The 20,847-nt window shown below is 46.8% G+C and carries 19 protein-coding genes; 9 read left to right on the forward strand and 10 right to left on the reverse strand.

Features of this window, described 5'->3' with window-relative positions:
- Positions 1-38 precede the first annotated feature (38 nt).
- The 4 genes from QUA10_RS12725 to QUA10_RS12740 form a co-directional block, all read right to left on the reverse strand.
- On the reverse strand, positions 39-2,240 hold the full coding sequence (locus QUA10_RS12725; protein WP_333082335.1) for a hypothetical protein: 2,202 nt from the start codon (positions 2,238-2,240) through the stop codon (positions 39-41).
- A gap of 728 nt (positions 2,241-2,968) precedes the next feature.
- The gene (locus tag QUA10_RS12730) at positions 2,969-3,433 is read right to left on the reverse strand and encodes a Fur family transcriptional regulator (RefSeq protein ID WP_333082336.1); all 465 of its coding nucleotides are present in this window, start codon (positions 3,431-3,433) and stop codon (positions 2,969-2,971) included.
- 174 nt (positions 3,434-3,607) lie between these two features.
- A complete protein-coding gene (locus QUA10_RS12735) occupies positions 3,608-4,678 on the reverse strand; it encodes an Hpt domain-containing protein (protein WP_333082337.1) in 1,071 nt (356 codons plus the stop codon).
- Positions 4,679-4,760: 82 nt separating this feature from the next.
- Positions 4,761-5,015, reverse strand: a complete 255-nt coding sequence (locus tag QUA10_RS12740; RefSeq protein ID WP_333082338.1) for a hypothetical protein — start codon at positions 5,013-5,015, stop codon at positions 4,761-4,763.
- Between the two features lie 217 nt (positions 5,016-5,232).
- Here QUA10_RS12740 and QUA10_RS12745 point away from each other — a divergent pair, with 217 nt between their 5' ends.
- A complete protein-coding gene (locus QUA10_RS12745) occupies positions 5,233-5,892 on the forward strand; it encodes a DUF1345 domain-containing protein (protein ID WP_333076420.1) in 660 nt (219 codons plus the stop codon).
- Positions 5,893-5,977: 85 nt separating this feature from the next.
- Here QUA10_RS12745 and QUA10_RS12750 read toward each other — a convergent pair whose 3' ends face one another.
- Positions 5,978-7,564: a GmrSD restriction endonuclease domain-containing protein gene (locus QUA10_RS12750; protein ID WP_333082340.1), complete on the reverse strand. Its 1,587-nt coding sequence runs from the start codon at positions 7,562-7,564 to the stop codon at positions 5,978-5,980.
- A 476-nt stretch (positions 7,565-8,040) separates the two neighbouring features.
- Between QUA10_RS12750 and QUA10_RS12755 the strand changes: the two genes are divergently transcribed.
- The 4 genes from QUA10_RS12755 to QUA10_RS12770 all read left to right on the forward strand — a co-directional run bounded on the left by QUA10_RS12755 (position 8,041) and on the right by QUA10_RS12770 (position 10,235).
- On the forward strand, positions 8,041-8,301 hold the full coding sequence (locus QUA10_RS12755; protein WP_333076422.1) for a sulfiredoxin: 261 nt from the start codon (positions 8,041-8,043) through the stop codon (positions 8,299-8,301).
- 70 nt (positions 8,302-8,371) lie between these two features.
- Positions 8,372-8,920, forward strand: coding sequence for a DNA starvation/stationary phase protection protein Dps (gene dps / locus QUA10_RS12760; RefSeq protein ID WP_333082341.1), 549 nt, complete (start codon positions 8,372-8,374; stop codon positions 8,918-8,920).
- A gap of 44 nt (positions 8,921-8,964) precedes the next feature.
- Positions 8,965-9,669: a helix-turn-helix domain-containing protein gene (locus tag QUA10_RS12765; RefSeq protein WP_333082342.1), complete on the forward strand. Its 705-nt coding sequence runs from the start codon at positions 8,965-8,967 to the stop codon at positions 9,667-9,669.
- A 239-nt stretch (positions 9,670-9,908) separates the two neighbouring features.
- The gene (locus QUA10_RS12770) at positions 9,909-10,235 is read left to right on the forward strand and encodes an STAS domain-containing protein (RefSeq protein WP_041623653.1); all 327 of its coding nucleotides are present in this window, start codon (positions 9,909-9,911) and stop codon (positions 10,233-10,235) included.
- A gap of 56 nt (positions 10,236-10,291) precedes the next feature.
- Here QUA10_RS12770 and QUA10_RS12775 read toward each other — a convergent pair whose 3' ends face one another.
- The gene (locus QUA10_RS12775) at positions 10,292-11,428 is read right to left on the reverse strand and encodes a PP2C family protein-serine/threonine phosphatase (RefSeq protein WP_006632014.1); all 1,137 of its coding nucleotides are present in this window, start codon (positions 11,426-11,428) and stop codon (positions 10,292-10,294) included.
- A gap of 432 nt (positions 11,429-11,860) precedes the next feature.
- Between QUA10_RS12775 and QUA10_RS12780 the strand changes: the two genes are divergently transcribed.
- A complete protein-coding gene (locus QUA10_RS12780; RefSeq protein WP_333082343.1) occupies positions 11,861-12,379 on the forward strand; it encodes an ATP-binding protein in 519 nt (172 codons plus the stop codon).
- A gap of 15 nt (positions 12,380-12,394) precedes the next feature.
- Here QUA10_RS12780 and QUA10_RS12785 read toward each other — a convergent pair whose 3' ends face one another.
- From QUA10_RS12785 to QUA10_RS12795, 3 genes are all read right to left on the reverse strand, one after another.
- Positions 12,395-13,162: a DUF1350 family protein gene (locus QUA10_RS12785; protein WP_333082344.1), complete on the reverse strand. Its 768-nt coding sequence runs from the start codon at positions 13,160-13,162 to the stop codon at positions 12,395-12,397.
- 156 nt (positions 13,163-13,318) lie between these two features.
- Entirely contained in the window at positions 13,319-13,525 is a 207-nt protein-coding gene (locus QUA10_RS12790) for a hypothetical protein (RefSeq protein WP_333086271.1), read from the reverse strand.
- 215 nt (positions 13,526-13,740) lie between these two features.
- Positions 13,741-14,766 carry a glycosyltransferase family 2 protein gene (locus QUA10_RS12795; RefSeq protein ID WP_333082345.1) on the reverse strand — a complete coding sequence of 342 codons (1,026 nt, stop codon included), beginning with the start codon at positions 14,764-14,766 and terminating at the stop codon, positions 13,741-13,743.
- A gap of 1,087 nt (positions 14,767-15,853) precedes the next feature.
- Between QUA10_RS12795 and ggt the strand changes: the two genes are divergently transcribed.
- From ggt to QUA10_RS12810, 3 genes are all read left to right on the forward strand, one after another.
- Entirely contained in the window at positions 15,854-17,581 is a 1,728-nt protein-coding gene (gene ggt, locus QUA10_RS12800; protein WP_333082346.1) for a gamma-glutamyltransferase, read from the forward strand.
- Between the two features lie 505 nt (positions 17,582-18,086).
- Positions 18,087-18,965 (forward strand): choice-of-anchor L family PEP-CTERM protein, encoded by an 879-nt coding sequence (locus QUA10_RS12805; protein WP_333082347.1) that lies wholly within the window; start codon positions 18,087-18,089, stop codon positions 18,963-18,965.
- A gap of 56 nt (positions 18,966-19,021) precedes the next feature.
- Positions 19,022-19,189: a hypothetical protein gene (locus QUA10_RS12810; RefSeq protein ID WP_333082348.1), complete on the forward strand. Its 168-nt coding sequence runs from the start codon at positions 19,022-19,024 to the stop codon at positions 19,187-19,189.
- Between the two features lie 344 nt (positions 19,190-19,533).
- On the opposite strand, the gene QUA10_RS12815 is transcribed toward QUA10_RS12810, so the two are convergent.
- Positions 19,534-20,766 carry a pentapeptide repeat-containing protein gene (locus QUA10_RS12815; RefSeq protein ID WP_333082349.1) on the reverse strand — a complete coding sequence of 411 codons (1,233 nt, stop codon included), beginning with the start codon at positions 20,764-20,766 and terminating at the stop codon, positions 19,534-19,536.
- Positions 20,767-20,847 lie beyond the last annotated feature (81 nt).

Genomic DNA, 20,847 nt, shown 5'->3' on the forward strand with positions numbered 1-20,847 from the left:
GATTTGAGATTTTAGAGAGCGATCGTGCGAAAACCCAATTACTCCGGGAGCAAATTAGCATCAGGAGGCCCAGCCGATTCAGGAATCGAGGGCGGCGCGGGTTCCGGAGCCGGAGCCGGAGGAGCAGGTTCCGGAGCCGGAGCAGGAGCCGGGGCCTCTTCTCTCGCGGGCGGATAGTAAGGTTCCGGCTCTGGCGCGGGCGGATAGTAAGGTTCCGGTTCCGGCTCTCTAGCAGGCGGATAGTAAGGTTCCGGCTCCCTAGCAGGCGGATAGTAAGGTTCCGGAGCCGGGGCCTCTTCTCTCGCCGCAGGCGGATAGTAAGGCTCTGGTTCTGGCGCGTACTCCTCCTGTCGCGGAGCTGGCGCGTACTCCTCCTGTCGGGGAGCTGGCGCATACTCGCGAGCTGGTTCCGGCGCGTACTCGCGAGCTGGTTCCGGCGGCGGTGCACTGTTGGCTCTGAGTTCAGCACTCCAGCGCCCAATCGCACCTGCTGCCTCTGAATACAGCGCCCTACCGTAACCGATTTGGGAAGCCGTATCGATCGCCGCTCCTAGACTACCTTGAGATGCCAATTCCGCAGCTCGATCGAGAATCGGTCTGTCTTGAGCAACTTGCAGTTCGCTCACCCACTGATAGACATTATCCTGAGCTTTGGCGTACAAAGTCCTACCGCTCTTAATTTGCGAAGCTTTTTCAATAGCAGCACTAAGTTTTCCTTGCTTCGCCAGGGCTAGCGCTTCATCCAAAAAAGGTTGATCTTGAATAACTTCTATGCGTTTCGTCCACTGAGCCAAGAGAGTTTGCGCTTCTATCCTGCGGGGGCGGTTTTGAGAGATCAGGAGTAGCTGAGCCATGCCGCCCTTGAGTCCTTCAACCGTTTGCGGTTCTGCCAACTGCTTCGCCAAAGTCAGAAAAGATTGGTCTTCGATCCGCTGAATTTCCCGACGCCAAGCAGCCACCAAAGTTTGAGCGTGAACGCGCCGTGGCTGCTTAAGTCCGATGGTTTGCGCTTGCTCGATCGCGAGTCCAAACGTTCCTATCTGACCGACACTAGCGAGCGTGCTCGCCACTTGCAGACGCAGCAAATCTTGAAACTGCACCTGCAAATTTTCAATTTGAACTTGAGCTTGCTTATACAGAGGGCGACCCGGAGCAATTTGGCTAGCAGCCCCCTGCCCTTCCAGCAAGCTAAAAATGTGTTGCGGCAGCGGAGTTGATATCGACTGGTTCCAAGTCACTGCCTGAGCTCTACCCAACTGCATCAAATCTTGAGCTTCCGCAAACAGCGGGGAATCCTGCGGTACAACAGAAGCAGCCTCGATCGCCCCCGGCAGGTCTTTCGCCCCCAACCGCTTAGTAGCCATTGCCAGCAAAGTCCGGCTCCAGCCCTCAATTTCCTTCTCAGCTTTAGCGCGGGCAAAAAGCTGAGAGTCTATTTTGCGAGCCAGGACGATAGCCTCAGCGAACTTTTGCGGAGTTCCGTCCTTCGCCAAATCTCTAGCCTCTTCCAAGCGCTGCCAGCCGTTTCTTTCCAAAGAAATCTGCTGGATCAGCTCGTTGTACCGCTTTTGACTCCAGAAAACATTTTCCAACTTGAACAAAGCTTGAGCATAATCCCAAGCCTTCCTTAAATCCTCACTTTTCAAAGCTGCTAGGGCTGTATCGTAGAGTTTTTGGCCCTCCTGCCAATTTTTTTCCCAAGCAGTCACAGCCTCCTGTACCTCTGGGTAAGACGGACTGGTTTTCGGAATTTTCGCCACAATCTCCAGAGCGCCTTTCAAATCGCCCCTCTCAATTTTTGCCCTGGCAAATCCCAGAATGGCTTTCGACCATTCCCCTATCAAATGTTGACCTTGCGAGTATAGCGGATGTTCTTTCGGCCAAGCCTGCACCAGTGCCATTGCCGATTCTAGCTGTTCTAGCTTGCCCGACTTAGCGGCTTGCTGAGCGCAGTAAAGTCGCTCTCCGTCCGCCGCCAACGGCGACAGTTGCTGGCAATTGGGCGGCGGCGGCATCGTCAGTAACCACAGAAATGCAGCGGCACCGGTTACTCCAAATCCCACCAGGAGACTCAGCCAGATTAGCTGCCACTGCCAAAAAGTTCTTTTCCCCTCGGTCGGCAGCGCCGTTACTGAGGAACTCGCATCGCCTGTCGCCTCTGCACTGAACTGTGCCGTCGGTTTGAGGGATGGGTTGTATTGCGGTGGTGTGTGGAATTGGTCAGATTGTCGTCTCGCCATTACTTCAGCCTGTCCTGTAATGCGCACTCTTCATGTGACACTCCCACATCAAATCTATAGATTGTGATGTCGGCTTCTGACTCCTGTTAAGGAGATCGAGAACTTCCTTCAAGGTACTGGCAATCTTTCCCTCTACGGCGTTTTATAGTGAGGTTCGTGTCCCGCCCCACTGGTTGCTTCCGAGTATTTTAGGCTCTCGAAGCACGTAAATCATACCAGTTATCACACAGTTATTCACAGATCCCGGGGCCGTTTAGCCGAAAAAACAGTATAAAGCCCCGTCAGTCTATCAATTTTAGATTTTAGATTTTAGATTTTAGAATTGACTCTGCACATGAATTGTGAGAGGGATTCAACTAAGCTCTCATATTAAATCCGCCTCAGAAATTCCACGATCGGACTCAGCGGTTGAAACCGCAATTACACAAAGTTTGCTCAACTCCAAGCCGATTAAAAAATAAAGGGGGTATTAAAGCCGGATTTGGTCTACACTTTTACCTGTAGGGGTAGGATTGATTTTTGGGGTTTAGTCGTAAATTTTATTCCCGATCGCCAAACTTGCCGATCGAGTTTAAGTTTTCTGTTTTCCTTTTTTTCTACTGTGCCGAATTCCGGCGGGCGACGGTCAAAAACCCGATCGAGCGCTGCTAAATACTTAAATCATTTTATACGACCGACTGGCCGAGCAAAAATAGCGGCTTTGGTTCCAATAGCCGCGGCTTTATCGGTTACGAAGCCTTGGGCGTATCGCTGACACTCGATGCTTCCGTGGCGGACTCGGCCGATCGATATCCGTAGAAATCTATCCGGTAGTCTACAATTTTGACACCCGTTTGCTGTTGAATTTGCTCGATCAAGTCGATCGGCAATTCCACATGAACGTCTAGAATCTGAGACGTATCAAGACAATTGACGTGAGAGTGAGAGTCGCTGACGTTGCCGTACAAGCGTCCTTCCGAGCGTTCTATGCACTCAATAATCCCTTCTCTCGACAAAGCTTCTAGATTTTGATACACAGAAGTATGCCCGATCGAATGCGCTTGTTTGTTGAGGCGATCGTAAATTTCGCGAGCCGAGAGGTGTTCTTTTGCCTCCCACAAAAGTTCTAGAATAAATCGACGCTGGCGGCTCAAGCGCATTCCCATCGCCTGACAGCGATTTAAAGCATCTTCTAATGAACGAATTGGTTTCACAGCTACCGCCTTATAAAGCCTGATCGATTTTTAATTCTGGTACAATATTGCACGCCCACATATCCACTAATTCTAACGCAGGCTTGCCCAACAGTAGAAGGTAGAGGGCAAAAATCTCAAATGAGTGAATTTTTTCGAGTTGCTGCTCAACTCTATCTTCTACTGCAACACCTCCTAGTTCGAGGATTTGATGGCGTTAACCAGTAACTTGGCGATTTCCGAGAGTTGCTTTTTGTTGAAAGTTTTGAGCAAAAGCTTGACTACCGCCTTCGGTTCGGCTGGAAGAGCTACTTGCTTCGACGCTGCTGCTGGGGCGGCTGGGGCGGCTGGGGCGGCTGGGGCGGCTGGTTTTGGGCTTGCTGCCAAAAGTAGCAAATTTTTACTCGGAACGATCGTCTTGACTTTCCCCAATTGTACTAAATCGCCAGCTTCCTTGAGTTCTTTGATAATCAGCGGAGCTAAGACTTTATAAGAGTTTTTGGGATTAACAATCGCTGCTCTAGCTGTTTTCACTAAATTTTGCCAAGTCTCTATTTTACCTCCCAACTTATAGAGGCGAACGCACACAGCCGTCAACTCAGAGCGACTAGCAGCCGATTCTTTCTGCTTGAACACCTGCAACATTTCTTTGAGTAAAGTCATCACTTCAACAGCAAAATTCGCCGGCACAGCGCCCGCTGTTGGAGCGGCGGGCGTACCAGACCCAGCAGCAGCCTGCACTTTACCCGACGCCAATTTATTGAGGTGAGTTTCCAGTTGAGCAAAAACAGGCATCACCTGCTGCACGAGTTTTTCTCCCTCCTCATTCCTCAAGCCGAAAGGCCCCTCCAGTCGCCCCAGCAAGTCCTTAAGCGTATCAACTCCCTTTAAAAATAGGGATTCTGCCGTTTGGTCAACCTGCTTGACGGGCCCGTCCTTGAGCACCTTAAAACAATCTTCCAAGCGGTGAGCGGTTGTTTTAATACTATCTAAGCCCAGCATAGCCGCCCCTCCTTTCACGGAATGGGCGGCTCGAAACATCTCTTGGACGCTTTCGGGGTCTTTCATCGTGGACTTTAAATCCACTAAACCATTTTCTAGAGTATCGAGGTGCTCCTTAGCCTCCTCTATAAACAAACGCATAATTCGGTCTTGCTGATCTGACACGACAGTCCTCCTAACAATCTGTGCACCCTCCAGAAAGCACCCTCTTAGCGGGAGAAAACACGACTCCTGCCCAGAGTCGGAAGCTCCCATGCAAAACATTCTAGCCTGCCTCAGCTAGCAGACTCAAAATACTGGTGTCAGGGCAATCTTAGCTCTAAAACTGGTGCGGTGGAGATTGAGGCTAGAGTTCTGAGGGAGTATCTGGAGCGATTTCAATGCCCATTCCTTGTTTCATCATCTGCTGATTCGTAATCAAGTCGTTTAACTCCTTGACTTCGACGCCGATGTCTTGGCAAGCCTTTTTCAGTTCCCGCTCGAAGGTGTTGAGGTCGCCTCCGTAGCCACAAAGCTTCGCGGCTGTGGCGATTCCTTGTTGGGCGTTAGCTTTGGCGCAGTCGATCAATTCAATGCCTTTGAGGGGTTGGGAGGATGCCATAATTTCAAGCCACAATTTATATTTTCTCCCACTGTACCTAGAAGGTTGAGGTCGATCAATCTATCGAAAGGCATGAAAAATCCTGCTTGTCCTGCGTGTTACCAATTCATACCTATTTTTTGGGAGTTCCTGCGAAGATGGCAGTAGTTGAGATTTTCTAACCCTGACTGTGCCTAAATTACAGTAGATTATTGTGAAAAATGTTTCCCAATCTAAAATGCACTGGGTCTGGAGCGTCCGGCACCGCGTGTTTGTGTCTTTTCTCTTTGCTATGGCAGTTGCTGTGTTGCTGCCACCTGACTATCTCCCCCTGACTCGGACGCTGTGCATCTGGAACGCGGGCGCGGTCAGTTTCCTGATTTTAACTTGGATGCTGATGCTGCAAGGCACTCCCGAAATGATGCGCCACCACGCTCAGCAGTTGGATGCTGGCCGCTTAACAATCTTAAGTACGATCGTGGCAGCCGCTTTTGCTAGTTTGTTAGCCATTTTCTTCCTGCTGCGCGATACCAAAGGTCTGTCACCGAATTTGCTATTTCTGCACTTGGGGCTTTCTGTCCTAACAATTGTTGGCTCTTGGATGCAGGTACACACTATCTTCACGATGCACTATGCCCGCAGCTACTACAAAAACCGCAGCAAGCAGCACGGCAGCTACTTGCAGGCGGGGGGTTTGGATTTTCCGGGCGACGAGGAACCTGACTACAAAGATTTTTTATATTTCTCCTTTGGTATTGGGATGACTTGCCAAGTTGCAGACGTGCAGATCACTTCTCGTTCGACGAGGTATCTCGTGCTTTTTCACAGCGTGCTATCGTTCTTTTTTAACACCGCTATTCTGGCTATGAGTGTCAATATTATTGCTGGATTGAGTTGATATGATTTAGTAGCAGAGGCTGGGATTTTTTCTTAATGGGCGATCGAGCTTGTTTTAGGGCGCTGGTTAAATCTAGAGCTTGGTTCTACACATCTTGCATCAACTGTTTTGCAAAAGTAGCTAACAGTTCTGCACGCTTATTCACAAAACCATCAAAATCATCATTGCAAAATTCCTGTGGGCAAAAAGCATTAGTTAAAATTTCTTTCAACACATCATCATTGGGCATGATAGTGATATACTCAGACGGTTTCTTTCGCCCTATTTTATTATTTTCTGAACGGTTCAAAAAACAGAAGTTGGCAAGACAATTAATCTTTTCGTCAGAAGTGTTTAAATCTCTCAAGTAAGCTTTGGGATAAATATGATGAAACTCTGCTCTGTTGTACTTTTGCAAAACTTTATCTAAATCAATTGATGAACCGGACAAAAAAGTCTTTGGATTATGGTTTGCTAACATCAATATAAATGTCTTAGTATTTGCACTAGCTAACCTAAAATAATTAGCTTTGAAGAAATCCTTACTTAGTTCGTGAGAAATATCTCCAAAAGTACTCTCCTCACCATTTTTAAGCTTTTGTATTTCTTCTATATCAGTTATGGCAGTTATTTTAGGCCTACTACCATATCGGTTGGTAAAGCAAGATCGCCAAAACCACTTTTTTAATCTGGCATAAACGTTTGAGTCATAGGACACTTGCTTGCCATCAGGTTCTGCGAAGAAGGTACATAGAGGAATGATCAACGCAGAGGATGGTAAGTTCTTAAGGGACATAACCTTCAACTGCGTTCTTAGAAAGTCGATAGCACTCAAAATCCCATTCCTGACCTTGGGAAATGCTGCTCTGATTTGTTGACCATTCAATTCTAAGAGAGTATCTGGAGTAGGATCTTTCATTAATATAGCCGCCGCACATCTCAATATCAAATCAGCATCCTCACCGACTTGAGAAAATCCGAACTCTTCAAGTTCTTCTTTCAATTCTTTGAAACTCTCTAATAAATCGAAATCGTCATTCCAAGTCCAGGCTGCAAGGAGTTGAAGAGTATCAAGTTCCATTCCTAGTCTATTAACGCGCTCAAATACAATGGCAACAATTGCTCTATCATCCGTCTTTAAAATTTGAGCAGGAATAGATACTTCTTTAAATTTCTCTTGAATTCTATCTAAACGTATAATTTGCTCATTAGTAAATTTGGTAGTTGCATCTCTATATCTAACAGAGTCAAATAAAACGCTCAGAGGAAAGTGTTTAGATGAATCAACATCGATCTCCGAAAGAGCCAAAAACTGACTTTCTTGTACATCCTCTTGTGCTCCCAAATCGAAATATATTCCCAGCCATGCACTATCGAAAGTTGGCTTTAGTTCGGTCTGAAAAACAGAAAATATTGATGTCAGCCTTTGCTGACCGTCTAAGACATAATCAATTGGGTAATCTTCTTTGGGTTGTGGAAGTTCAAATTGACCCAGCTTTCTCTCTACAGAAAGCTTGTATTTAGTTCGCCAAAAAAGTAATGAGCCAAAAGGATAATTTTTGTAGATACTGTCCATTAGATATGCAACTCTATCCATATCCCAGACAAAACCTCGCTGGAAAGCAGGAATCCGAACACTGCCACTACTTACAGCATGCAGCAACTGCCTGATAGAATAGGATTGATACTCCATATTTAAGCCTTACTCTCGGTAAATGTTTACGTACCACTATATCATCAAGCAATAATCTTGATTGAATTTTCCTTTCTACGAAGCCACGATCAGCCTTTTAGTAATGGCAGAAGCAACTGTAAATACGCGGTCTAACAACCCGATCGGCGCACGGGCCAGAGGTATTGGTGATATTGCAAATGCTGCCTGCCGCCGCTTATCTTAGTCGTTAAGTAGCTTAATCTCTCGGTGAGAGCAGCATTTAAATACTATTTATCAGCATTCGAGATCAAGCTACCGTAATCTGATCTGTAAGACAGTGCTTTGGGCTTTTGGGGGAGCGATCGGCTTCAAGGGTTGTCGCTGATTTCTACGACCGCTTCTCGTTGACGCGATCGTTCTAGTATAAACGTTATTTTTGCCTAATTCCTGATTTTGCTTGCCAAGTCGAAGTCATTACGAGTATGATTAAGCAAGAAGCAAAACAGACCAACGCCATGAGGATCGAAGAAATACCCCTCAACCAGATTCGCCGCCCCCTGCCGCGAGTCAACGACCAAACCAAAGTAGCCGCCCTCATGGAATCGATCCGCGAGGTAGGTTTAAACGAACCCATCGACGTGCTAGAAGTAGATGGTCAGTATTACGGATTTTCCGGCTGCCACCGGTACGAAGCTTGCCAGCGTCTCGGTTTAGAAACAATCCGCTGTAATGTACGCCGAGCTCCCCGTGCCGTGTTGCAGATGCACTTAGCCTGAGCCTCTCAAGAGAAATTCACCACGCAGGCAAATATTCGATCGACAATCACTAATAACAACCTAAAAACCTATGACTACCAACAATCACAAACAACATCTTTACCCCACCCGCATCGATATGTCAGCCGCCACCCGCTCTCAAGTAGTGGGGCTACTAAACGCCACGCTAGCAACGACTCTGGACTTAAAAACTCAAGTCAAGCAAGCTCACTGGAACGTTAAAGGCCTGGACTTCTACCAGTTGCACTTGCTGTTTGACGAAATGGCAACAGAACTCGAAGAATACATCGATTTGGTTGCCGAACGGGTCACAGCTTTGGGCGGTTTGGCTGTAGGAACAGCCCGCACAGCCGCCGCAGATTCGATTTTGCCAGAATTTCCTTTCGACATTTTAGACGGGAAAGAATATGTGACGGCTTTGGCCGATCGCTACGCACCCTACGCCAAACACCTGCGACTCGCCATCGACAAAACTGGCGAACTCGGCGATGCCGATACAGCGGATCTGTACACCGAAATTTCGCGGGCAATTGACAAGCGTTTGTGGTTCCTAGAAGCGCATTTGCAAGGTTCTGCGACAACTGCAACAGTCGCCGCCGAAAAAGTAGCCGTCAAATAGCCACAAAAAAAGTTGTGGGGTGGGTGCGGGAGCCCGCCCCACAGATGTATTTCCTTAAGGCTCGTGACAGTTTACGATCGAGAATATGTCCATTTATTAATTTGGATGAGTTTTTCGTGACTGCCAATATTCCAGATTATGCTCCTCAACTGCAACGCCTGATGGAACAGGCGGGGCTTTCGAGCGATCGAGAACTCAGCCAAAAAGCAGGAGTTTCCGAGATCCACCTCAGTCGCCTGCGTCGCGGCTTAGCTTTGCAAACCCGAGCCGACATCCTGCTCAAAATCAGTCAAGCTTTGCAAATTTCCTTAACGGAACTGCTCGCAACCTTGGCGCCAAACTATGTAGAGTTAGAAAAGGCAGCACCGACAGCCGTAGAACAAGAATATCAGCGCTTGCAAGCTTCGATCGAACAGCAGCGAGAATCTTTGATGCAGGAATTCCAGCTATCTAGCGTGCAAATTTTAGAATCTTGGATGTTGCAGTGGCCGACTGCTGCGAGCAAAGCTCAGGAAAATCACAACTTGCGGGCTCAGAAACTACTGCCCTTGCTGCGGCCAGTCGAGCAGTTATTGGAGCATTGGGGAGTGGAGTCGATCGCCCCAGTCGGAGCCGAGATTCCCTACAACCCCCAACAGCATCAGCTCATGGAAGGAACAGCCGAACCCGGAGAACCCGTCAAAGTCCGCTACACAGGGTACAGACAAGGCGACAAACTGCTCTACCGCGCCAAAGTTAGCCGAGTTTAATTAATACCAGAAGGCCTTCGGCAGAACCAAGATTGTCCCTATCTCAAAATTCACTCCCGGCGAAGCGCTGCGACTGTGATCGGCGTTACGATCCGCGACGAGGAGCATCTTTTGCACTCAAAACTATTCTCCCGCTTTCAGGCTTTGGCGCTTTCCCCCTCTCTTATTTGGCTCGGAGTCCATCTCGCAGCTATACTAGCCTAGTCTGGCTAGAAATTCTGACATTCCCACCGCAAAATATGAGTCCTGTAGTTAAAATTATTCAGCCCTCTGGCATTTTAGACGGCACCAAGGCAAGTCAATTCCGCCAAGAGATTAGCGACCTAGTGGAAGCGGGAGCCGATGTGGTATTGATAGACTTCACTGATGTGACATTTATGGATAGTTCTGGTTTAGGCGCTTTAGTCTTGGCGCTCAAAACAGTCCGTGCCGCTGGGAGTCAATTAGTTGTCTGTTCTATCAACGAGCAAATCCGCATCTTATTTGAACTCACCAGCATGGATCGAGTTTTCGAGATATTTCAGACCCGCGATGCTTTTAATAGCAAAATTCTCTCAACTAACTAAATCTTTGGGCTGCTGCCTTTTTGCTATTTGGTCACAGATGCACTGCAAGAAGTCAGCTAGCCAAAGTTTACCTTGAGTAAAGACCAATCATCATCAAAAACTGCTTTAGCGTTCAACTTTTGAATGTAGTTCAAAACCAGCTCTAACTGGTCGGCACTTGCACCGTTGTAAGCTGCTAACAGGTCTACGAAAGGGTCAAGCCCCCAGATATTGCCGTCAGGTTGGTGGATCTCGTATACCCCGTCGCTAAAGATGTAGAGAGTGCTCAAATCCTCTACATCGCAGCAATTATCGACATAGGGGGCGTCAGGGAACATCCCGACCGGCATTCCGGGGGTTTTTAATCGCTGGATTTTAGCGGTGCTCGCAGGCGACTGGGAAATCAACACGGCCGGTGGATGGCCGGCGCTGGCATAAACTAGCTGGCGAGAAATGCGGTTGTAAACGCCATACCAGATGGTGAAATACTTGTCATTTTGGTAGCTCATCTGGAAGGTGGTGTTCAGGGCGCGCAAAACGTCGCTGGGTTTGTAGTAGTCTATGTTGGGGAGCGTGCGCGATCGCAGCAAATTCAGCACGGCCACCGAAGGCAGCGCCGCCCGCAAACCGTGACCGGCTACGTCGAGCAAGTAAATAGCCAAATAATCGGCATCTAGCCAGTTGTAGTCGAAGCAATCTCCACCCAACTGCCGGGAGGGAATGAATTTTGCCTCAATGCTGAAAGGTTCCGTCATCGGATCTGGCAGCAGCGATTGCACGTACTCGGCGGCCTCGGCTAACTCTGCTTCCAGACTTTGCTTGGCTATTTTCAAATCTCGGCTGAGTTGGTGCAGCCTCAATCCGGCGCGTACTCTCGCCTGTAACTCGTTGAGTTCGATCGGCTTTGAGATAAAATCGTCGGCACCAGCGTCGAGTCCTTTGACTCGATCGGCGATCGAACCCAAAGAAGTCAACAAAAAGAATTGTGTAGTTGACAGATCCGGATCTGCCTTAACTCGACGGCAGACATCGATGCCGGTCAAGCGCGGCATGATCCAATCGCAAATTATCAGGGCGGGACGCAATTTTTGCGCCTGGGCTACACCGTCTTCGCCATTACTTGCTACTGTTACTTCGTAACCCTGTTTTTTCAGGGTTCTTCTCAGCAGTTCCTGAACAGCCGTATCATCGTCAATAACCAGAATTTGAAACATGGGCACTTAGGTACTACAAGTTTTTCAAGGTCTGGGGGTCATTTAAAATATATCCTGTCAGCGCCCTTGTCTGAGATTGAGTATAGTTTATTGACATGGCTTTCGAGGTAATTGTTTTTGACAGCGGGTCGTTGAGTTCAATTTACGTTAAAATTTGATAGAAATTTGGCGCGATCGAACTTCACTCAGTTTATACTCAGAATATAAAATTTTATAGACTTTTATTTGCCACAGGCGCTGGTTGACATGGAAGTGCTATTTATGGTAAAGTGACTCACCGATTATTCGATTAGACATTGATCCACGGCCCACCAGAGCTAGTATCCTCAAACTACCATTCAATTTTACCGCCGTTATACTTTGTCTCGTTGTATTTTATCTGGTTGTATTTTGTCTCGTTGTATTTTGCCCACCGGCGGATGAAGAACTTGTGTGGTGAGCGTGATTGAATTAAAGGGTTCCGAAAAGTTGCCGATGCTAAAAAAAGCGGATCTTCAAGTCAATACAGGTCTGAATGGATTAAGCTGGGTTTTGTCGTGGTTTGCACAATTGTACGACTCGCGAATTCCTACAAGTGTGTGGATAAGGTGTCAGTTGGCTTTGGCTGAGGGCTTTACGAATGCGGTGCGTCACGCCCACAAGGGCAAACCAGCGGATTTGCCTGTTGACATTCAGGTGGCGGTGTTCGCTGAATCTTTAGAGATTAAAATTTGGGATTGGGGTGATCCGTTTGATTTAGAGCACAAAATCAAAGATATTTCGGAAAAAGTCGATATTCATTCTCCGGGCGGGCGGGGTCTAAAATTGATTAAAGACATCGCAGACAGTATTAGTTACGAAAGAACGGCTGATGGACGGAACTGTTTGTCGATGGTCAAAAATTATACTCCTGTCTCAAGGCAGAACAATGAAGATGATATTTTGGAAGTGGTAGAGGAAATTTCTGATTAATGGGTTCATCGGGTTTTAAACGCGGGACAGAGGATTAAGCCACAGCAGAATTGTCCGTTTTAATTCATTTAATTCTCGATACACTTCTTGTTTTACCCATTGCCCGATCGCGTCGAAGGGTGTAAAAATTTGACCTACAGGCCAGCTAACATCTTGACCCAAGGGCGTTTGATGGTTGCCCGCTAGAGTCTGAACGGTAATCATGTCGGGAAATCGTGCTTTTAGCAGTTTGGTCAACAGCAGGGTTTGGTCGATGTTGTCGCCGTTAAATTTGACTAAAAGATTGCGCCGGATTTGATAGCTATCTTGGACGAGGCGATTAGTCTCTTGCGGGGAAGGGGTAAACTCGACGTTAAAGACGGGGGAAATTTGCTCGACGATCGGTATTGCTTCGGATGCCGCATAATTGTTGAAAGAAATCAGAATATTGCCTGCCCTTTCTATGTCAAACACAGAACCGATCAGGAGGTGGAGTTTGCATCCCATGCTGTGTCCCATGCCGTAGATGGGGAGATAGGAAGATTTGAGCAATTTAGTGGCGCGCAGGCGATCGAGGGCATTTTCAAATTTGTTGAGGACATCGCGGGCGATCGCAATATGATCCAAAGTATTGACAAACGGCGTTGCTACTACAACATATCCTTGATTCCCCAAAGCCTCTAACAGCCAGCGATAGGTGAGTTGGGGTGCTGTCGCCACAAAGGCACCGCCGAGAAAATGTATGATCGCGATCGGTCTTGACGGAATTAATACCCAGTTGCCAGAAACTTCTTGCCAGTCCATAAATTCAATCTAATTCCAAATAAAAAGGCGATCATCCTCTGAAGCTAAAAGGCAGAATGTTTTATAAATTTTTCCTTTTATTTTCTGCCTAAAAAAGGGGTGGGGTACCCATTTTTTCCTTCAAAAAAACTTTGCTCTTTACTTATATTATGATATTTAGTGTAACTGTTTTCGCAGCAAATAGCACGATCGGCGCACGCTGCTATTTGCACGCTGTATACGGTTGAAGCTGGTGGCCGAATAAATCAAGGCTGACATCGGCTGGCGGCTTTCAAAGATTTGTATATGGTGTCCCATCGCACGGCTGCAAGCCACTGTAGCTAGTATTGCGGGTAATTGACCCGACAGGATATTAACAGTCAAATACGGCTCAAAATCCCAATATCGCGTATTAACCAGTCTCAGGGCGATCGGCTTCGATTCGGCTTGATTGGCAGCACCAAATTTCTTGCCTAAACCCGCATATAGCAGTTGTCAATAAAGTGAGGTATCCCCTATGCCCTATGCCCTATGCCCGCTTATCAAGCGTGCACCTCATGTTACTGAGAAAGGCTATACAACTATAACATCCTTTAGGATCAACCCCCGATTTCAGACGATCGCTGGGGGTTTAATTCTGCCGAATGACCAATACCTTCTGCCGTTTGATGACTCAACTTTTCGTGAGTTTTCATCCATTTCCACTTGTGCACAGTAGCTTGAGGATTGAGCACTGTGGTAGCCACGCCGTAAACAATAGTCGGCAAAACCTCCCGATTTAACCAACTTTGTCCCACCTTTCTCATGTAGTGCAGTGCCAAAACTTCTCGAAATTTGTTAAGCCTTTGCAAAAGCGGCAAATTCTTAAAACATAACTCTTCGTACTCCTGGAGTGATAACTCTTTTTCTCCCCGCAAGCGCCGCAGTTGGTTTTCCTTGACACAATCAGAAGCTATGCGCTTCTTCAGCCAGTGTTTATCTGTGAGAGAGTTCCCTCTAATTCGATAATTTCCCAAAGGTTCTGTCGCCGCTAGCAAGCCATACTTTTGAGCAAGTTTAGTAAATAACTCTGTATCTTCTCCTACCTGCCAATCTTCTGCAAAGCCGCCTTCTTGGAGTAGAATAGAGCGATAGACTACAACAGAAGACGGGAAAACCCAAGGACTTTCGCCTGTCTCCTTAATCGCCTGCATTTCTGCTTTAGTTGTAGGATAGGTGGGAATGTAACTCAACTTGTTGCCGCGCTTGTCTAAATATCGCAAAGCGTGAGCCACAGCTTTGACTTCGGGATTGTCTGCGAGCATCTTTAAACAAACTTCTAACTTATTGGGTTCCCAGGTATCGTCGCTGTCGATAAACGCTACATACTCGCCTGTGGCGCGATATATCATTAAATTTCTCGACTTAGAAACCCCGTAATTTTGGGGATTTCTGAAGTATTGAATTCTCGAGTCTTGCTCGACCAGCTTAGCAGCAACTTTGTCAGTAGCGTCAGTAGAGCAGTCATCAACAATTAAAATTTCTAGATTCTTGTGGGTACCATTGAGTACGGAGGCAACTGTCTCGGCCAGAGTGTCGGCAGCATTGAATGCAGGAATGATTACACTTATTTTTTGGCTATTCATAACTTGCATTAAGGTGTGGTTTGGTAGTTGTTCACCGAAGTATAGTATCGAAGCCGACACTCTGACTCATTTACGTGCAAGTACCTGTAGTCAGAAAACTTGCCTACATACTGCCAATATAACAGGTTTACCAAGGTGAGTGTTATCTACCATAAGGAGGGGACAGCCCTTAGCAGGCGGAGTGCAGACTATTATTTGGCGGGCAATTTTTCGGACACAAAGGCGACGGCTGCGATGGATTGAGGGTTTTGTCCGGAGACTGGAGTTGTCCTAAATTCGATCGCATCTTTTTGCTTTAATACGACTTACCAAGAAAAACCAGACCTCACTCAAAATTATTGGTTTGATAACTATATAGCTACTAAAAAATTGCATTTATGACTCAGTTCGATTTCGGTTAATCGCTAATCATAATTTTTTTATTGCGCCAAAACTGGGAATGAGGAATTTGAAACTTTCCTCCAAACCTAATTACAATTATTTGATAAATTTTTATATCAAGAGTTAGTAAAACATGGTTGACTGATTAACCAAAAGTCAAAAAAATTCCCAAAAAAAGCTATAATAATTCTGTTACAGCAATCGTAAATAATTTGTGAATTTCTTACTGCCTCCCTTGGTAAAGTTGGGGTGGGGTAAAAAAATACGACTCATTTTGAATTACTCTATGTGTTGCCTTACCCTAGCCATCACCTAAAATACTGATTGTTTTGCTGTTGCTTAATCAGGCTAGGAAACAAAAATAATTGGAAAATTCAGAAGCTTTGTGAAGCAGGGTTTATATGATTTGCATCTTTAGTTTTTCCTACCGTAAATCAGCAACACCGTTTTTCTGAGTTTATCAGCTTTTTTGAAATCCGTATTTTATCAAAAAAGCTGCTTTTTCAAACTTGTTTAATTATTAAATTGCCACCGTCTGTCCCTGATTTTTCTCTTCCTCTTGTACCGTGAGCGCCTCCCAGGGTCAAATCGTTTTTCCGTCAGCCATAACAGGTAATTTATCTGCGATTGAACTTAGTACCGCTAGGTTTTAGGGAAGATGCTCATAAAAGTATACTATAAAAAATCTTCGCCTCACGCGTAAAAAATGTTGCCAAATTTCTTGAGCAAAGTGCGAATTTATACTTGTTGCCTAACAGTCTTGGTGTTGGGTGGCTGCCAGCAAAAGCTACAGCCAACCTTGGAGCAGCAGCGCAGCAAACAGGGGATGGCAGTTTCTGCTCACCCTCTGGCGAGCGCTGCGGGGCTGGCACTGCTGCAACAGGGCGGCAATGCAGTGGATGCGGCGGCTGCTACGGCTTTGGCGATTTCTGTGGTGGAGCCTTTTTCGGCGGGTATCGGTGGCGGGGGTTTTTTACTGCTGCGACGGGCCCAAACGGGGACTGTGCAAGCGCTGGATTTCCGGGAACGAGCTCCGAAACGGGCGACGCGGGATATGTACCTCGACAAGCAAGGCAAGGTGCGCCAAAGGGCAAGTCTGGACGGGCATTTGGCGGCGGGTATTCCGGGTACTGTTGCTGGACTTTATACGGTGCACCGCGAGTACGGTAAGTTGCCTTGGGCCCAGGTGGTGGCGCCGGCGATCGCCCTGGCTGAAAAAGGCTTTCCGGTAAGTTCGCGCTTTACCACGGCTACCGGGCGACGACAGGATGTGCTCAAAAAAAACCGGGCGGCGCTGGAGGTTTTTACTCGTGGTGGCATTTTATACCAGCCGGGTGAGCTTTTGGTGCAGCGGGATTTGGCGCGGACTTTGCGGCAGATTGCACAAAATCCGCAGAGTTTTTATACCGGGGACATTGCGCGGGCGATCGCCGCCGACATGACTAAAAACGGCGGTATTATCACTCTGGAAGATTTGAAAAACTATACGCCGATTTGGCGGAATCCGGTTTGTGGCAACTTTCGCACTTATGAAATTTGCGCGATGTCGCCTCCTTCTTCCGGCGGCGTTCATTTGTTGCAAATCTTAAAGATTCTGGGAGATACGGATCTCAAGAGTTTGGGAAGGCAAAGTCCAGATACTTTGCACTTGCTCGCGGAGAGCATGAGGATTGCTTATGCCGATCGGGCTGAGTATTTGGGCGACCCGGATTTTGTGAGTGTATCGGTCAAAGCTCTGACTAGCAGGAATTATGCGAAATTGAGACGATCGCAAATCCAAATGTCAAAAGCCCGACCCTCCAGCGAGGTAAAGGCTGTTGACGCTGAAACTTTGAACCGTCTCCTGTGGGAGTCTCCGGAAACTACGCACCTTACGGTAGTTGATAAAGAGCGCAATGTAGTAAGCTTGACATTTACGGTGAATGGCGGTTTTGGGGCTGGAGTCGTGGCCGCGGGTACGGGAATTTTGCTCAACAACGAGATGGATGATTTTGCAGCGGCGCCGGGAGTGCCGAATTTGTTTGGTTTGGTGGGCGGGGAGGCAAATTCGATCGCCCCGGGCAAAACTCCTTTATCGAGCATGACGCCGGTCATCGTGACAGAAAATGGCAAATTTCGCCTCGCTGCGGGAGCTCCCGGAGGCAGCACGATTATTACCACGGTGCTGCAAATTGTGCTGAACGTATTGGTTCACGACATGAATGTCGGCGATGCTGTGTCTGCACCTCGGATACACCACCAGTGGCAGCCCGATCGACTGAGGGTGGAACGGGGAGGTTTTGAGGCTGCAACGCTTTCGGAGTTGCGGCGGCGGGGACACCCGATTGTCGAAGGTGACGGCTGGGGAAACGCTAATGCGATCGTCCTGACTGCAGACGGTTGGTTGGAAGGGGCTGCCGATCGGCGCGGGGAAGGAGAAGCAAGGGGGTTTTAGTCATCAGTCAGTCGATTAGAGATTTTAGAGGGGGGCGAGACTTTGACGACTCGACGATTTTAGATTTACTCCACAGATGAATCTGGGATGTTGAACTCGGATCAAAAATTTTGATCTCTCTACGACAGGAATCGGGGGCTTCTATGGTTTTTTTGGGCGAAGTCATCTTTCATAAGTCATTAGCTATTAGTCATTAGCTATTAGTCATTAGCTATTAGTCATTAGTCATTTTGGAGAGCGCCAAAGGTATCAAAACCCGGTTTTTTTGGTCTCCAGTACGTAACTCCTGAAATTATTTGTCTGTGTAAGTGTATTTTTGCATCCGTATTTTTGCGCTGAGGTTTAGAGGCTGACTAATTGCCAAGAAATACCCAAAAAATAAGCCCTAAAAAACGTATATACACTAATGTGTAAAGTTATTGTAAAGGCCCTAGACATTGATACTTATATAATGTAAAAATGAAGTTGTGCATTGGATCAGGTTTGTATCTTCCAGGAAAAATTTATGATAATTACTCACAAAATTGCTGGCTTAACAGCTACATTAACTACTGCTCTGAGTTTGTTGGCAGCGCCAGCAATGGCATTTTCGGTAGGGGCAACTAATAACACTGAAACTTTAAAAAATAATTTATTGGGGACTAATACAGCCGGGTTGAGTAATTTCTCTGTTTCAATTACGGGTAATTCGGCTGCTTTTGGTACTTTCACTAATGACCCCTTCGGTTTGACATCAGGTGTTGTTCTGAGCACTGGTAGAGTTGCCGATATACCGGGTCAGAATCGCAAAGATAACTTCACGACACAGGACAGCGATTTAAGCACGGACTTTGGTCCTAAGGGTGAACAGGGCGATCTGACTCAGCTAAACCTCAGCTTTTTTGCTAATAGCACGGTTGAAAAGTTATTTTTTCAATATGTATTTGCTTCTGAGGAGTTTCCTGAGTTCGGCGGTTCTAAATATAATGACGATTTTGAACTGCTGCTGAACGGCACTAATTTGGCCAAATTGAGCGACGGAAAAAAAGTTACGATTAATAATCTGGTTCCAGATCCATATAATCGCTCTAAAGATCACCCCGACTATATTAACAACCCAAGTTTGACAGGTATTGCTGCTAACATCGTTAAGCTGGACGGTTTTACTAAAGTTTTAGGTTTTGAGGGTTTGCTCAAGCAAAATCAGACGAATGTTCTCAGTATCCGCATTAAAGATGTGGGCGATGGCAAGTTAGATTCTGCTGTATTTATTCAAGGCGGTTCTGTGGGGACGGTTCAACCTGAACCGGTTCCCGAACCGATGACTGTGGGGGGTTTGATGGCGGGAGGCGCTATGCTGGCTGCTGGACGAAAGTTACGCAATCGCCGTGGCGGAAGTAATTAATAAGGGAAGGAAGTTCGGCAACGAGCAATGTACGGGATGTAACGGATGTCAGTCCGATGCAAGTCGGAACAAGGAAGAAGGAAGTTCGGCAACGGATTCGCTCGACGGATGTAACGGATGTCAGTCCGATGCAAGTCGGAACAAGGAAGAAGGAACAAGGAAGAAGGAACAAGGAAGAAGGAAAAAACAGAACAGGAACCATTTTGGCGGTTGCTGTAATATGAATCTCGACTAGCCGTGTTGGAGACAGAAACGGGGTTTGATGAAGGAAAAGACCTCGTTGCAGTTGTTGAACCGGGTAAAAAAACTCGGTTTGTAAGATCGCGATCGCGTAATATCATATCAAGTAATTTAACCATTATGGGTACGCAGCGAGGAATGCAAGTCCTCATACAATTCTGACGACGAATGCCCTCACTACGAACCAATTTTATGGCGGTTGTTCTAGCGGACAGAATATAAGTTTTTCTCCCAAATTCGCAAAGGGCGGATTTTTTTGTATTAGGAATTGCTGCAAATATTGCGGGTAAAACCCGCGTCTACAACCACTGACTAAAAACTAAATAATTTAGCTATGAACAGTACCGTCGGGTAAGATTGTACCTGTTAATGTAGTCCGGGTAAGTTTGACCATAACTCGATCGCCGTAACCGATTTTCGCTCCTGTTAAGTCAGCACCGCTCAAGTCAGCACCGCTCAAATCGGCTCCGATTAAGTTGGTTTCTCTCAAGTTGGCATTAATCAAACAAGCTCCTAACAAATTAGCCCGGAACAAGTTAGCTTGGTGCAAATTCGCGCCTGTGAGATTGACGTTGTGTAGAAAAGCATCACTTAAGTCGGCTTCACTCAGGTTTGCATTGCTCAAGTTTCTCCCTGAAAAATCCTTTTCTTTTAAGGAAGCTCCTTTGAAGTTGGAACCGCTCAAATCGGGAGCTTGCGGCCCAGCTTGGCGGTAAGACTGAGATGGCGGTGGCTGCGATTGGTAGCGGGACGCCTCTGAATATGGCCCTGCAGGGTTTCCCCCATAGTTTCCCGCATAATTTCCACCATATTTTCCTGAAGAGGGTTCAGAAGAGTAGCGCGGTTCTTTTGGGGTGGCCGGTGGTGGCTGGGTGTTTGGATACTGACTATTTCTGTACTGAGTGTTTTGGTACTGAGTGTTTTGGTACTGAGTATTGGGTTGCTGAGTGTTTTGGTACTGAGCGTTTTGTTGCTGGGTATTTTGGTACTGAGTATTGGGTTGCTGGGTGTTTCTGTACTGAGTATTGGGTTGCTGGGTATTTTGTTGCTGGGTATTTTGTTGCTGGGTATTTTGTTGCTGGGTAGTTTGTTGCTGGGTATTTCTGTACTGAGCGTTTTGTTGCTGGGTAGTTTGTTGCTGGGTATTTCTGTACTGAGCGTTTTGTTGCTGGGTAGTTTGTTGCTGAGTGTTTCTGTACTGAGTATTTTGTTGCTGAGTGTTTTGTTGCTGAGTGTTTCTATACTGAGCGTTTTGTTGCTGAGTGTTTTGGTGCTGGGTATGTTTGTGCTGGGTGTTTTGTTGCTGGGTGTGTTTGTGCTGAGTATGTTTGTGCTGAACATTCTGATTCTGACCTCTTGGTTGAATCGATCGCAATTGTTCGCGAGCTTGATTAATTTCCTTAATCTTCTCTTCAGCTTTCTGTAGTAGTCTGGGATTGTCTTTGGGGATGCGATCGGGGTGCCAAATGAACGCTAAATCCTTGTAGGCTTGGCTAATTTCTTCTCTGGAAGCTCCCGGCAACAGTCCCAGCACTTTATAGTATTGGTCGAGGTCGTTCATTGTACCACCTTTCGCTTTAAGAAATTAGAAATTAAAAATTAAGATCGGAGCAAAAGCCGTTCTCAAAGCTTGCGTGTCCGA

The sequence above is a fragment of the Microcoleus sp. Pol8_D6 genome (assembly GCF_036700965.1).
GTDB lineage: Bacteria > Cyanobacteriota > Cyanobacteriia > Cyanobacteriales > Microcoleaceae > Microcoleus.

Bases quoted from the DNA above. Each gene is read 5' to 3' on its own strand.
- QUA10_RS12725 (WP_333082335.1), bottom strand. From the start codon at position 2,240: ATGGCGAGACGACAATCTGACCAATTCCACACACCACCGCAATACAAC.
- QUA10_RS12735 (WP_333082337.1), bottom strand. From the start codon at position 4,678: ATGTTTTGCATGGGAGCTTCCGACTCTGGGCAGGAGTCGTGTTTTCTC.
- QUA10_RS12740 (WP_333082338.1), bottom strand. From the start codon at position 5,015: ATGGCATCCTCCCAACCCCTCAAAGGCATTGAATTGATCGACTGCGCC.
- QUA10_RS12745 (WP_333076420.1), top strand. From the start codon at position 5,233: ATGCACTGGGTCTGGAGCGTCCGGCACCGCGTGTTTGTGTCTTTTCTC.
- QUA10_RS12750 (WP_333082340.1), bottom strand. From the start codon at position 7,564: ATGGAGTATCAATCCTATTCTATCAGGCAGTTGCTGCATGCTGTAAGT.
- QUA10_RS12755 (WP_333076422.1), top strand. From the start codon at position 8,041: ATGAGGATCGAAGAAATACCCCTCAACCAGATTCGCCGCCCCCTGCCG.
- dps (WP_333082341.1), top strand. From the start codon at position 8,372: ATGACTACCAACAATCACAAACAACATCTTTACCCCACCCGCATCGAT.
- QUA10_RS12765 (WP_333082342.1), top strand. From the start codon at position 8,965: ATGTATTTCCTTAAGGCTCGTGACAGTTTACGATCGAGAATATGTCCA.
- QUA10_RS12770 (WP_041623653.1), top strand. From the start codon at position 9,909: ATGAGTCCTGTAGTTAAAATTATTCAGCCCTCTGGCATTTTAGACGGC.
- QUA10_RS12775 (WP_006632014.1), bottom strand. From the start codon at position 11,428: ATGTTTCAAATTCTGGTTATTGACGATGATACGGCTGTTCAGGAACTG.
- QUA10_RS12785 (WP_333082344.1), bottom strand. From the start codon at position 13,162: ATGGACTGGCAAGAAGTTTCTGGCAACTGGGTATTAATTCCGTCAAGA.
- QUA10_RS12795 (WP_333082345.1), bottom strand. From the start codon at position 14,766: ATGAATAGCCAAAAAATAAGTGTAATCATTCCTGCATTCAATGCTGCC.
- ggt (WP_333082346.1), top strand. From the start codon at position 15,854: ATGTTGCCAAATTTCTTGAGCAAAGTGCGAATTTATACTTGTTGCCTA.
- QUA10_RS12805 (WP_333082347.1), top strand. From the start codon at position 18,087: ATGATAATTACTCACAAAATTGCTGGCTTAACAGCTACATTAACTACT.
- QUA10_RS12810 (WP_333082348.1), top strand. From the start codon at position 19,022: ATGCAAGTCGGAACAAGGAAGAAGGAAGTTCGGCAACGGATTCGCTCG.
- QUA10_RS12815 (WP_333082349.1), bottom strand. From the start codon at position 20,766: ATGAACGACCTCGACCAATACTATAAAGTGCTGGGACTGTTGCCGGGA.